This is a genomic window from Pseudomonas sp. (assembly GCF_030150285.1).
In the GTDB taxonomy this organism is placed as follows: Bacteria; Pseudomonadota; Gammaproteobacteria; order Pseudomonadales; family Pseudomonadaceae; genus Aquipseudomonas.
In genome coordinates this window covers 20,789-33,016 of sequence record NZ_JASLGE010000021.1, presented here as the reverse complement: position 1 = coordinate 33,016, position 12,228 = coordinate 20,789, and the positions used below count along the sequence as shown (strand labels likewise).

The window sequence follows — 12,228 nt, the reverse complement described above, 5'->3', positions numbered from 1 at the left end:
GTCTATGTGGAAAGCGTTACATCAACTGGCGATCCCCGAGCGGCTGTACCGCCTGTGCGGATGCTGGATCCCCTGGCTGGCGGCGTTGAGCGCGCTGTTGCTGGTCATCGGTCTGGGGTGGGGATTTGGCTTCGCCCCGGCGGACTATCAGCAGGGGGAAAGCTACCGGATCATGTATCTTCATGTCCCGGCGGCGATGTGGTCGATGGGGCTGTACCTGGCGATGGCCGTCGCGGCCTTCATCGGGGTGGTCTGGCAGATCAAAATGGCCGATCTGGCGATCGCCGCCCTGGCACCGGTGGGGGCGGTCTGCACCCTGGTGGCGCTGGTCAGCGGCGCGGCGTGGGGCAAGCCAATGTGGGGAACCTGGTGGATCTGGGACGCCCGCCTGACCTCGGAGCTGGTGCTGCTGTTTCTGTATGCCGGGGTCATCGCCTTGTGGCACGCCTTTGACGACCGGCGGCTGGCCGGGCGCGCGGCGGGGATCCTCGTCCTGGTCGGGGTGGTCAATCTGCCCATCATTCATTACTCGGTCTACTGGTGGAACACCCTGCACCAGGGCTCGACCAACCCGCAGCAAACCATCGACCCAAGCATGCGTCTGCCGCTGCGGATCTGCATCTTTGCCTTCCTCATGCTGTCGGTCACGCTGACCCTGATGCGCCTGCGTAACCTGATCCTGCAGCTGGAGCGCCGTCGACCGTGGGTGGTGGCGCTGGTGAATAAAGGAGCTGCCCGATGAGCCCCGCCTTTTCGTCTTTCGCCGCCTTCCTGAATATGGGCGGCTATGCCGTGTACGTCTGGCTGGCGGTGGCCGTGGCGGTCGCCGCCTTTGGCTTGCTGACGGTGCACACTCTGTGGGCGCGGCGGGCGCTGTTCCATGAGGTACGACGCCAGCAGGCGCGCGAGCGGCGGATCGCTGCCGCCCGCGAACACGACAAGGAGGCCGCGGATGCAAGCGCGTCGTAAAACCCGGCTGTATATCGTGCTGGCGGTGCTCGCCGGCCTCGGGCTGACCGTCAGCCTGACGCTGTACGCCCTGAGCAGCAATATCGATCTGTTCTACACCCCGGGGGAAATTATCTACGGCAAAACGGAAACCCGGGCGCTGCCCCATACCGGTCAGCGGCTGCGGGTGGGAGGCTACGTTCAGCCGGGCTCCCTGCAGCGCGACCCGCAAACCCTCGACGTGCGCTTTAAGCTGTATGACGCCCGCGGGGTGGTGGACGTCAGCTATAAGGGCATTTTGCCGGACCTGTTTCGTGAAGGGCAGGGCGTGGTGGCCCAGGGCGTACTGGACGGCGAGCGGCATATTACCGCCCAGCAGGTGCTGGCCAAACATGATGAAAATTACACGCCGCCGGAGGTGAAAAACGCCATGACGCCAGAGAAAACGGGGGCGCAGCCATGATGCCGGAACTGGGCAACTTTTTATTGTGTCTGGCGGCGGGGCTGGCGCTGCTCCTGAGCGTTTATCCCCTGTGGGGCGCGGCGCGGCAGGATCGGCGGCTGATGGCCCTGGCCCGGCCGCTGGCCTGTGGGCTATTCGCCTGTATCGGCGGCGCCTTCCTGCTGCTGGTGCACGCCTTTGTGGTCAATGACTTTACCGTCCGCTACGTGGCGGAAAACTCCAACAGCGCGCTGCCGGTGTGGTATCGGGTGGCGGCAACCTGGGGGGCGCACGAGGGCTCACTGCTGCTGTGGGTTCTGCTGCTCAGCGTCTGGACCTTTGCCGTCGCCATCTTCAGCCGCCGGATGCCGCTCGACGCCGTCGCCCGGGTGCTGGCGGTGATGGGGATGATCGCCTTTGGTTTCCTGCTGTTTATCCTCTTCACCTCCAATCCGTTCAGCCGCGGCCTGCCGCAGTACCCCATTGATGGTCGCGACCTCAATCCGCTACTGCAGGATATCGGCATGATTTTCCATCCGCCGATCCTCTATATGGGTTACGTCGGCTTCTCGGTGGCTTTCGCCTTCGCCATCGCCTCGCTGCTGGCGGGCCGGCTGGATACTGCCTGGGCGCGCTGGTCGCGTCCCTGGACCCAGGCGGCATGGATGTTCCTCACTCTCGGCATCGCGCTGGGCTCGGCGTGGGCATACTACGAACTGGGCTGGGGCGGCTGGTGGTTCTGGGACCCGGTGGAAAACGCGTCGTTTATGCCGTGGCTGGTGGGCACGGCGCTGATTCACTCGTTGGCCGTCACTGAAAAACGCGGCGTATTCAAGAGCTGGACAGTACTGCTGGCCATTGCCGCGTTTTCACTCAGCCTGCTGGGCACCTTCCTGGTGCGCTCCGGCGTGTTGACCTCGGTACACGCGTTCGCTTCCGACCCGGAACGCGGCGTGTTTATCCTGATCTTCCTGCTGTTTGTGGTGGGCGGTTCGCTGACCCTGTTTGCGTTGCGTGCGCCTGTCGTGAAAAGCCATGTCGGCTTCAACCTGTGGTCCCGCGAGACCCTGCTGCTGGGCAACAACCTGATTCTGGTGGTGGCCGCCTCGATGATTCTGCTGGGCACCCTGTACCCGCTGATTGTGGATGCCATCAGTGGCGCGAAAATGTCGGTGGGCCCGCCGTACTTCAACGCGATGTTTATTCCGCTGATGGGCTTGCTGATGGGGGTGATGGCCATCGGCGTACTGGTGCGCTGGAAAGACACACCGGTCAAATGGCTGCTGGGCATGCTGACCCCGGTGCTGCTGGGCAGTGCGGCCCTGTCGGCCATTGCGGGCGTGGCCTATGGCGATTTTAACTGGGCGGTGATGACCACCTTTATGTTGGCGGCGTGGGTGTTGCTGGCCGGGGTGCGTGATATTGGCGACAAAACCCGTCACAAAGGCCTGATCAAAGGCCTGCGCAGCCTGACCCGCAGCTACTGGGGCATGCAGATTGCGCACATCGGCATCGCCGTGTGTGCGGTGGGCGTGGTGCTGTCCAGTCAGAACAGCGCCGAGCGCGACTTGCGCCTGGCACCGGGCGAATCCATGGAACTGGGCGGTTATCAGTTCGTTTTTGAAGGTGCACGGCATTTTGAAGGGCCTAACTTCACCTCGGACAAAGGCACTGTGCGGGTGATCCGCAACGGTAAGGAAGTGAGTGTGCTGCACCCGGAGAAACGCTTGTACACGGTGCAAAACTCGATGATGACCGAGGCCGGGATCGACGCCGGTTTCACCCGCGACCTCTATGTGGCGCTGGGCGAACCGCTGGGTGATGGGGCTTGGGCCGTGCGCGTGCACGTCAAACCGTTTGTGCGCTGGATCTGGCTGGGCGGTTTGCTCACCGGCTTTGGGGGGGTGTTGGCGGCGCTGGACCGTCGTTATCGGGTCAAGGTGAAAACCCGAGTGCGTGACGCCTTGGGCATGACAGGAGCCGCCGTATGAGACGCTGGTTGATGCTGTTCCCGCTGGCCATTTTTTTGGGCATGGCGTGGTTTCTCTACCGGGGCTTGTACCTGGACCCGACCGAGTTGCCGTCGGCCATGATCGACAAACCGTTCCCGGCCTTTAGCCTGCCATCGGTGGAGGGCGACAGCACCCTGACCGAGGCAGACCTCAAGGGTAAGCCGGCGCTGGTCAACGTGTGGGCCACCTGGTGTATCTCGTGCAAGATTGAACACCCGGTGCTGACCAAACTGGCGGAGCAGGGCGTGGTGATTTATGGCGTCAATTACAAGGACGTCAATGAAGACGCGAAAAAGTGGCTCAAGGAGTTCCACAATCCCTACCAACTGGACATCAATGACGAAGCGGGCTCGCTGGGCCTGAACCTGGGTGTGTATGGGGCCCCGGAAACCTTCCTCATCGATCGCCAGGGCATTATTCGCTACAAGTTCGTGGGCGTGATCGACGAAACGGTCTGGCGTGAGCAACTGGCCGGCCGCTATCAGGCGCTGGTGGATGAGGCCAGGCCATGAAACGCTGGTTAACCGCTGTGGCCTGTGGCCTGACCCTGACCGGTGTGGCCCACGCCGCCATCGACACCTATGAGTTTGCCAACGAGGCCGAGCGGGCGCGCTTTCGCGAGCTGACCCAAGAACTGCGCTGCCCCAAGTGCCAGAACCAGGACCTGGCCGACTCCAACGCACCGATTGCCACCGACCTGCGCCGCGAAATCTTTCGCATGCTGGGCGAAGGCAAGGACAACCCGCAGATCATCGATTTTATGGTGGACCGTTACGGTGAGTTCGTGCGCTACAAACCGGCCCTGACGGCCAAAACCGCCTTCCTGTGGTTTGGCCCGCTGGGGTTGCTGGCGGGGGGGCTGGTGGTGATCGGTGTGATCGTTGGGCGCCGTCGTCGTACTGTGCAGACCGAACAGTCGGACGCACTTTCTGCCGAGGAGCGTCAGCGCCTCGACGCTTTGCTGGATAAAAAACAAGATGATTGAATTCTGGCTTGCAGCAGGTTTGCTGCTACTGATTGCCCTGAGCTTTATGCTGATTCCGGTGTTGCGCGGGCGTCGTGCCCAACGCGAAGAAGACCGCACCGCCTTGAACGTGGCCTTGTATCAGGAGCGTGTGGCCGAGTTGGAGGGGCAGCGCAATCAAGGTGTGTTAACCCCTGAGCAATTTGACGCCGGGCGTGCTGAAGCCGCCCGTGAACTGCTGGCTGACACCGAAGGGGCTGCGGTGGTGCGGGTGTCGACACTGGGCAAAACGCTGCCAGTGCTGGCAGCGGTCATGGTGCCGGTGCTGGGCCTGGGGTTGTACCTGCACTTCGGTGCCATTGATAAGGTCGAACTGACCCGCGAATTTTCGCAGCCGCCCAAGTCGTTGGAAGAGATGGTCTCGCGCCTGGAGCGTGCGGCAGTGGCTCAGCCGGATTCGGCCGAAGGCTTGTACTTCCTGGGCCGTGCCTACATGGCCCAAAACCGCCCGGCAGAAGCCGCCAAGGTATTTGAGCGCGCGGTGACACTGGCGGGTCGCCAGCCTGAACTGCTGGGGCAATGGGCTCAGGCCCAATACTTTGCCGATAACAAACAGTGGAGCGACAAGACCCAGGCTTTGACCGATGAAGCCTTGAAGGCCGACCCCAAGGAAGTCACCAGCTTGGGCCTGCTGGGCATTGCCGCCTTTGAAAGCCAGCGTTACCAGGACGCCATTGGTTACTGGCAGCGCCTGATGAATGAACTGCCCGCAGGCGACGCTTCGCGCAGTGCGCTGGAAGGCGGCATCGAAAAAGCCCGTGAGCAACTGCAGGCCAGTGGCGGTGCGGTCCAGGCGGCTCCAGCGACCCAGGCGTTGGCTTCAATCAAGGTCACTGTCGACCTGGCCGACGCCGTGAAAGCCAGCGTGTTGCCAGGCGACAGCGTGTTTATCTTCGCCCGTGCCGTGTCCGGGCCTCCGGCCCCGCTGGCTGTCAAACGGGTGACCGTGGCCGACTTGCCGATCACGGTGGAACTTAGCGATGCCGACGCGATGATGCCGCAATTGAAACTGTCGAACTTTCCTGAAGTCCAACTGGTGGCGCGCGTCTCCCGTGCTGGCCAACCGACAGCAGGTGAATGGGCGGGGCGCAGCCAACCGCTGCCCAGCGACACCCGGACGCTGCAACAGCTGACCATCGACAGTCCGGATAAATAACCGGCCTACCTTCGCCGGCGCGAGCCTGATTGCGATCTTTTGATCTTTAAAAGATCGCGAGCAAGCTCGTGCCTACGGGAGGTAAACCACAGAGAGACCTTCATGAATTCACTGGCCCGTCTCACCTTGCTCAGTGTCGTTTTAGGCCTGAGCGCCTGTTCGGTTCATCAGCCGTACGAGCGAACAACGCCTTCTACCCCGGCACCGCTGCCCACCCCGCAACCGGGCCAAAAGCCGCTGCCGGACATGCCCCTCCCCACACCGCCCAAGCCGTTGCCGCGCACCTCGGCCACGTTCGCACCGCCGCCCGGCGGCCCGAGCCATTGGGATGCGCGCCTGGGGGTGTACGTGCTGGACGACCAGACCAACGTCTTCTACCGCCAACGCGCCTACTACCGCTGGAACAACGGCTGGAGCCGCGCGGTCAGCCCCAACGGGCCCTGGGAAGAGACCGATACCAGCGGCGTGCCACCGGGGTTGAGTCGGCAGTTCAAGTGATGCAGTCGTGACACCTGAATAAAGACATCGCCATTGTTAATGAGAGGGCGGCAGCGGGCCCGCTTGCATGCTGTTCCTCTATGGCACTCACTGAGTCGTTACAAATTATTTCTTTTTTGGGTATGAATAATTTTTTTGTCATCCGTGAGTTTTTAATTAAAACAATAATTTAAAGTTGTGCTTGGGAAATTTCTGTAGGGTGATTGTAGGCTTTTTCAAGTTATCGCCTGTTTGCAAGGTTTAATCGCTGGGGCTATGTTGTGAAGTAAGACGGTGCAATGAGTGTGCCGTCTACTTGATAAACAAGGAGCTTATAAGTGAAGAGTGCCCGGCTGAAACAGGCGTGTGAAAGTTTAAGTGTGAGTCCGGTAGTTCCAATTGATGCTAAAGAAACTGTATTTAGTAAGGAGGAACTGATCGCGCTGGGTGAAGCGATCAAAAAGTCCAGATCTAAAGCGAGCACCTGCAACATTTCAGCCCGGCCACGTTAGCTGAACTGCGTAACCTGTATCCCGGGAAAATCAGTGCCACCCGTGTTTACATTCCCGAGCTTTTTCCGGTGGTAGCCCAAGACCTGATAGAAGTTTGGGGCTATAAAGTAATACGCATTGATATGGAGCGGGACTTTTGGATCGGTGAGTTGCACTGCCGCTTTTATAGGCCAGCAAACGATATTTTGTACTGGGATAACCGTGTTGCGTCTATCTATGTGCGTGATGCAGCTCAGCAAGCCTTGTTTATTCAGTCCGATACGCGGATTTCAGAAAATTTTTATCGTGATGTGAAGGCTCAAATCATACCGGCCCCTGATGTCATGGTTGTGACCAATAACTATCAGAGTAGTGCCGATGGTTGCTCTGTCGGGCTGGATAATTTATTACCGCTTCCCGATCCGAAATATACGCGGCTCGCCGGGTTGAGGTTGTTGGAAGAAATCATCAGTCATCCGATAAAGAAATTGCCAACAGTCCCGACGATGATCATTTCGGGCAATGGGTACAGTGATGCCGGGCATAAAATTTACATCCCTTGGAGCAACGAAAAATTGGCCTCTATAGCGTCTCGGCTTTCGTTGAGGCGTGGGGTGTATGCGATGTGTCCCGGGCAGTGTTTTGAAGTGGGAACCGGGCAATTAAATGAGGGTGTGAACTGGATAGTCTGTGGTGATAAAAATCGAGAAAACGTGACCCCGGCCATAAAAATGAACGTGCCTGAAATTGATATTAATGAGTTGAAAAAGCACCTGGATACGATGGCCAGAACCTGGCTGGTTAGCCGGTATGGTCAAGCATTAATGGCGCACACTGAGTACTTGGGACAACCCTTGGGAACGAAGAGGCTAGTTCTAGTGTTCACGGGGCACTCATCCGGGCTGTTGGAATTTGTATTGGATATTTCGCGTGTCGAATTTATTCATGTTCGACATAGTGGCTCGATCGCGATGAAGCAATACCCCTTTGGTATTTGTGTCGATTATAAAGATTATAGTCAGTTGTTAAGCGGGGCATTACAGGTCTGGGAGCTGATCAATCTGTCTGCATCTCAGTGGTTCTTATGTGATCGTTTTGATAGCCCGTTGGCGTTCTGGCTTGAGTATTACAATGAACAGGTCGACTATGAGCGCGCCAGTTGCAGTTATCAGGCAGCACTGTTTAGCAGGCTATAAATATGGGCGGGCCATATCAACGAGTGACGTTGGGTGAGTTGTCTGAGTCAGTGGTTAAGCAACAAACGTGGCTAACGTATTCATGGCTAAAAAGACGTACCCATTTACAGTGTGTGTGTGGCCTGAAACGTGTATCGGCTTCTGTCAAGTCAGTGGTGTGGTCAAGTTACAGCGCCAGGTTAAATAAAAGAATTGTTATTAAAAAGTATTTCGAAGATGGTCCTTACGAAGATGAAGTTCAGGGTTATCTCGTGTTTCGCGGAGGGCCAATAGCTGAATGTCTGCACCAGGATTCGGAACAACGAATCATTGTTCTTGAATACCTTGATGGCCGCCCCCCAGTGGGGAGCTTAAAGGACGTGACTGAGATAATCTTCGCGTATGCATCCATGCACAGAATCGCCATTTTAAACAGCGCCGGTATTGACGTCGAGTGGAAGCCGGACGATTGCTGCGCATCCATGACTCACTCCCGGAGCGACTTAAGTGCGGTGAGTGTCGGTGATATAAAATGGGAGCACATTATTTTTACCCGTGCGGGTGTCCGTATTGTCGATCTGGAAACATGGTCGCTGCAGCGCAGCGTCTGGTTCGATATTTTATCGCTGATAAATGTAATGAAGCTTCAAGGTGACCAGGCATTGAACCTTGAGTGGATCGTCCGAAATTACTGCACCTGCCGAGGTCTTAATAGCAGTGACTATGATTTAGAAAAAATCAAGGTGTGCCTGCGAGCTGTTCAGGCATTATCAGGTAAGGAGGGCTGTCAGCAAGGGAGTCGTATATGAACTGGTTGTATATGTTTACCCCTACTATTCGTCATGAAAATCTCAATTGCCCTTTGGTTGATCTGAAAGGAGGGGGGCTTGAAGTCGCTTTGAAAATATCGGTGATCGCCACGTCAAGTTATATCGGCTTATTGACCATTCAGTACATTATCCCTTTGTTGTTTATCTATCAGTTATCAACGCTCTTGAGTAATGGAGAAATAGCGGCCCTGTCTGTCAAAGATGCTGTCGCGCTACTGGTGTTTGCGTTGAGTGCTTTTTTTGTATCGGTTGCACAGATTAATCTGGAACGCTATTTTGGTGCGCGTTTCTGCGCACTATTTAAGTATTTACTGATTTCCCGCCACCAGGCGGAGTCTTCTGCCACTTTAGCGACAATGGAACGAGTGGCTTCACGTGATCTCAATGCGGTTCTGGACGGACTCGGTTCAGCATTAAGTGTCTTTGCTATTCCTGTATTTTTAGTCTGCGCCGGGCTGGGCAGCGTTTACCTCTATGGCGTGGCCGGGTTATGGGTGTTGATATTGATTGCCGCGTTTATTCCGATTTCTTATGGATTGTCGGTCTTGTCGGATCGTAACTATCACAAGGTCATGGACAAAGTAGCGCACCGTATAGAGAAATGTTCCCTGTGGATACGAGAGGGCCCGTTTCTTAAGCAATTTTCCTGTCAAAACCAGTTACGTGATATCCAGCAAACGGTGTCGGTGGAGTTGTTGTTGCGTGACAGGGATACGTTGCTGCGTGGTATCGATAGTTACATCATAGGTTTTGGGCGATTAATACCGTTTGTGCTGTTTGGTTTTATGGCGCTCTCGAACAGTGCATTGCCTTGGGAGGGCGCGAGTGTGTGGCTGGCAATACCCTTGTTATCAGCCATGCTCGCTTTACCTCGAGGCTATCTGAGTTACAGAACGGTCTCTCGGTCATTAACCGAGTTGAGTGCGTTACTTAAGCACTCTGAGGAGAACAGCAGCGTACCGTTGAATGCCTCGAACAATGAGGGGCCTCTATTATTTGATCCGGCCTGGCCTATCTGGCCTTCACGTTTTATTGACCTTATCCCTGGAAGCTACCGGGATTCGCTCGACCCGCTTGAGCAATTACTGAGTGCATTCGGGCTTGTCCCAGAGTTGGGGGCGAGCGGGCTGGCGGTCGTGCGCAAGTCCATAGAGCGCCAGGGTAAGAATCTTTCTGATGGACAGCGTTTCAGGTTACAGCTGATTCGGGGTGTCTTTCTTGCTCAATGTACCCATAGGCGATTGCTGATTAACGACGACTTTTCGGCGCTGGACACTGCCGCTGCTTGCAACGCCAGAAAAGTCCTGGAAGCGTTGCCCTGTGTTCAGTTTTCTCCACTTGCCATTGCCGCTCTGGAACGCCGTACCCGCAGTGCATGTGATGACTTGGATTCGCAACGTTGCGAAACGCCAACACCCGGGCCATCAGGTTCACCGCCGATTCCTTTTGGGCTGGGTCAACTCATGACGTTTTGTTGGGTGGGAGGCATCACGTTACTGTTGCCTGCCAGCATGATGAGTTATGCCGGGAACCTGACACTGGCGCAATTAAACCTCCGTTCCGAAAGCGTACTGGCGTATGCACTCATTGGTATTGCAGTGGGAAGCTGTGCAGGATTGTTTATTGAGGCTTCATTGCGTCGTCGTTTTGCCAAGGCTCTATTAACCGGCCTGGTCGATGTGCAGGCCAATGAGAGTGGCAATAACCTGCAGATTGTTTCGCGGGACGTGACGACGGTTTTCGAGCGTATTGCCTGGTACGCACATGATATGGCGTGGGTCTGCGCATTGTTTATAGTCAGTGTGATCGCCCTCTGGGCAACAGCCGGGCCGTTGGGGCTGATGGTTGCACTGATTTTTTCCGGCCTGCTTTTCAGTATGTATCGGGTCTTTATTGATGAACTTTCTCGCACACGACTGGCCACCGTTGCGGGCTTTGACGCGTTGATAAGAGCCACTCAGGTGAGTCATTCAATGTCCTGTGCGCGCACTTCCAGTTTGGGTCAAAACAAACCATGGCTGGACAGCACATGCCAGCGGCTGTGCGCCGAAGGGCTCGCACATTTCTATCAGACCCGAACGGCCAGTGTGGTCGCCCGGACCATGACGGCGACCAGTTGCATTTTGTTGAGCGATTTGATGATTGCCTTGATGGTGCTACTTGGCGGTATCGTTCAATTATCGGGTGCTGGTTTAATTTGGGCTATGACGGGTTTGTTATTGGTGCGGTCTGACTTGTCCAACTTTTTTTTGGCCGTCACTGGCTTCAAGTCGCAATCAATATCGGTAGGGCGTTTACTTCAAGGTTGTGCAAAAAAATGCAAGGTTCAGAGCCGGCTTTGTAATGGGCTTATCCATGTGGATGGGTTTAAAGCGCGACGTGTGTATAAGCCATTGGTTTTTCCGGCAGGCCGTGCCCTGTCGTTAAGCGGGCTGTCAGGCTTGGGCAAGAGTGATTACCTCAAGGGTATCAGTGGTGTGATTGACATCACGCAGCTTTCAGAAGACGCAATTGAAGAGGGTGATTGTCTTCAGACGTATTACCTCGACACTCAGACGCTGACTCTGATGATGGGGGCGATGGATACTCCTAATGCATTATTTCTCTGTTTGAGTGCTTTGCCGGCGGACGGTAAACAGCTTGTTTTCCTCGATGAAACAATACGCGAAGTATCGTTTGAAAAAATCCCTGAGATCATCGAGAGGCTAGCTTCTTACACTCAGGCAACGGGCAATACGGTTATCGTTGTTGATCACAGATTTGAGTTGGCGTACACCATCAACTTGTCGGAGTGGACAGTGTGATAGCGCATCACGCCAGTGCTTTGCAGAAAAATCCCACGATTTATTTGGGTGACAGAGGTTTTCTCAAACGTTACGGCAGCGCTTATACCCGCGAGCAGATCCAGGACAAGGCGTGTGAAGTGCTTGAAGGCAGTGAGCTGGGCTTGGCGAGTGGGGACTGGGTGTCAGCGATGGCAATCAGTAAGGCGGTTAATTATGAATATAGTCTTCGGCACTGTTATCACTCGCGCTTTCTGATAAGGGTGTTCAGCAGGCTATCAAATAACTATTTAAGTACGCGTCAGGTTCAAGGCGCGCGCCAACAGTACATGAGCTGTACAACGTGTCGCTTTTTTCCGGATAAGCGTCAGATAGATCAGGATATTCACATTATCAATCATTTCAAGCCCGGCCTGATTAGCGTCGGCGGAGACTGGCTGGATATTCTTTTAGCCCAGGGTGAAATAAACCTTGCGCGAGAAATATGTGAGGAGATGCAGTCGCGTATTTATAAAGCTTCTGTCTGTAAGGTCTTGCTGACTTTTAATTTAACGGCGCAGCATTTGAGCTTTATGGAGTGTTTCGATTTTTGTGGTGTGCTTGTGCCGATCAATATAGTGGATCGACAGAGTGAAGAGGCTGGAGCATGCCTGGATTATGTAAAGGCTGAGCGGGCTATTTATGCGTTGCATTGTCTGGCAGGTGGAGTGATTGCTTTAGAACCTGCGCTGGATTATGCATTCAATCATGTCGGTGTGAGGGCGTGCATTGTCGGAGCAAGGCAGTCAATGCATATAAATGAGTTGATGAGATACAAAATACTGCACCCGCGGAGCTAATGGTAGCCGTTAGTGTGTTTCGGGTAAGACATTTTTTAACGGTCTATCGAC

At 55.5% G+C, this 12,228-nt stretch carries 12 protein-coding genes; all 12 read left to right on the top strand.

Translation table 11 applies throughout. The features are described 5' to 3' along the window. The first annotated feature begins 4 nt into the window (after positions 1 to 4). The 12 genes from Q1W15_RS03700 (at position 5) to Q1W15_RS03645 (ending at position 12,177) form a co-directional block, all read left to right on the top strand. Positions 5 to 742 (top strand): heme ABC transporter permease, encoded by a 738-nt coding sequence (locus Q1W15_RS03700; RefSeq protein WP_300721948.1) that lies wholly within the window; start codon positions 5 to 7, stop codon positions 740 to 742. Continuing rightward, positions 739 to 969, top strand: a complete 231-nt coding sequence (gene ccmD / locus Q1W15_RS03695) for a heme exporter protein CcmD (RefSeq protein WP_002908220.1) — start codon at positions 739 to 741, stop codon at positions 967 to 969. The genes Q1W15_RS03700 and ccmD overlap by 4 nt, the downstream gene beginning before the upstream one ends. Next, positions 953 to 1,411: a cytochrome c maturation protein CcmE gene (ccmE, locus tag Q1W15_RS03690; RefSeq protein WP_004143391.1), complete on the top strand. Its 459-nt coding sequence runs from the start codon at positions 953 to 955 to the stop codon at positions 1,409 to 1,411. The genes ccmD and ccmE overlap by 17 nt, the downstream gene beginning before the upstream one ends. Beyond that, positions 1,408 to 3,381: a heme lyase CcmF/NrfE family subunit gene (locus tag Q1W15_RS03685; protein ID WP_300720292.1), complete on the top strand. Its 1,974-nt coding sequence runs from the start codon at positions 1,408 to 1,410 to the stop codon at positions 3,379 to 3,381. Before ccmE ends, Q1W15_RS03685 begins: the two co-directional genes overlap by 4 nt. Further along, a complete protein-coding gene (locus Q1W15_RS03680; RefSeq protein WP_300720290.1) occupies positions 3,378 to 3,914 on the top strand; it encodes a DsbE family thiol:disulfide interchange protein in 537 nt (178 codons plus the stop codon). The genes Q1W15_RS03685 and Q1W15_RS03680 overlap by 4 nt, the downstream gene beginning before the upstream one ends. Then, positions 3,911 to 4,387, top strand: a complete 477-nt coding sequence (locus Q1W15_RS03675; RefSeq protein ID WP_300720289.1) for a cytochrome c-type biogenesis protein — start codon at positions 3,911 to 3,913, stop codon at positions 4,385 to 4,387. Before Q1W15_RS03680 ends, Q1W15_RS03675 begins: the two co-directional genes overlap by 4 nt. After that, positions 4,380 to 5,582 carry a c-type cytochrome biogenesis protein CcmI gene (gene ccmI / locus Q1W15_RS03670; protein WP_300720287.1) on the top strand — a complete coding sequence of 401 codons (1,203 nt, stop codon included), beginning with the start codon at positions 4,380 to 4,382 and terminating at the stop codon, positions 5,580 to 5,582. The genes Q1W15_RS03675 and ccmI overlap by 8 nt, the downstream gene beginning before the upstream one ends. 102 nt (positions 5,583 to 5,684) lie before the next feature. Beyond that, positions 5,685 to 6,080, top strand: a complete 396-nt coding sequence (locus tag Q1W15_RS03665; RefSeq protein ID WP_300720285.1) for a hypothetical protein — start codon at positions 5,685 to 5,687, stop codon at positions 6,078 to 6,080. Between the two features lie 559 nt (positions 6,081 to 6,639). After that, positions 6,640 to 7,746: a hypothetical protein gene (locus tag Q1W15_RS03660; protein ID WP_300720283.1), complete on the top strand. Its 1,107-nt coding sequence runs from the start codon at positions 6,640 to 6,642 to the stop codon at positions 7,744 to 7,746. A 29-nt stretch (positions 7,747 to 7,775) separates the two neighbouring features. Beyond that, complete coding sequence (locus Q1W15_RS03655; protein WP_300720281.1) at positions 7,776 to 8,534, top strand: hypothetical protein; 759 nt, start codon at positions 7,776 to 7,778, stop codon at positions 8,532 to 8,534. Then, the gene (locus Q1W15_RS03650; protein ID WP_300720279.1) at positions 8,531 to 11,359 is read left to right on the top strand and encodes a hypothetical protein; all 2,829 of its coding nucleotides are present in this window, start codon (positions 8,531 to 8,533) and stop codon (positions 11,357 to 11,359) included. Before Q1W15_RS03655 ends, Q1W15_RS03650 begins: the two co-directional genes overlap by 4 nt. Continuing rightward, on the top strand, positions 11,356 to 12,177 hold the full coding sequence (locus Q1W15_RS03645; RefSeq protein WP_300720277.1) for a hypothetical protein: 822 nt from the start codon (positions 11,356 to 11,358) through the stop codon (positions 12,175 to 12,177). Before Q1W15_RS03650 ends, Q1W15_RS03645 begins: the two co-directional genes overlap by 4 nt. Positions 12,178 to 12,228: the final 51 nt, after the last annotated feature.

Excerpts from the sequence above, each read along its gene's own strand:
- ccmI (WP_300720287.1), top strand. The coding sequence starts at position 4,380 with ATGATTGAATTCTGGCTTGCAGCAGGTTTGCTGCTACTGATTGCCCTG.
- Q1W15_RS03680 (WP_300720290.1), top strand. The coding sequence starts at position 3,378 with ATGAGACGCTGGTTGATGCTGTTCCCGCTGGCCATTTTTTTGGGCATG.
- Q1W15_RS03675 (WP_300720289.1), top strand. The coding sequence starts at position 3,911 with ATGAAACGCTGGTTAACCGCTGTGGCCTGTGGCCTGACCCTGACCGGT.
- ccmD (WP_002908220.1), top strand. The coding sequence starts at position 739 with ATGAGCCCCGCCTTTTCGTCTTTCGCCGCCTTCCTGAATATGGGCGGC.
- Q1W15_RS03685 (WP_300720292.1), top strand. The coding sequence starts at position 1,408 with ATGATGCCGGAACTGGGCAACTTTTTATTGTGTCTGGCGGCGGGGCTG.
- Q1W15_RS03665 (WP_300720285.1), top strand. The coding sequence starts at position 5,685 with ATGAATTCACTGGCCCGTCTCACCTTGCTCAGTGTCGTTTTAGGCCTG.
- ccmE (WP_004143391.1), top strand. The coding sequence starts at position 953 with ATGCAAGCGCGTCGTAAAACCCGGCTGTATATCGTGCTGGCGGTGCTC.
- Q1W15_RS03700 (WP_300721948.1), top strand. The coding sequence starts at position 5 with ATGTGGAAAGCGTTACATCAACTGGCGATCCCCGAGCGGCTGTACCGC.
- Q1W15_RS03650 (WP_300720279.1), top strand. The coding sequence starts at position 8,531 with ATGAACTGGTTGTATATGTTTACCCCTACTATTCGTCATGAAAATCTC.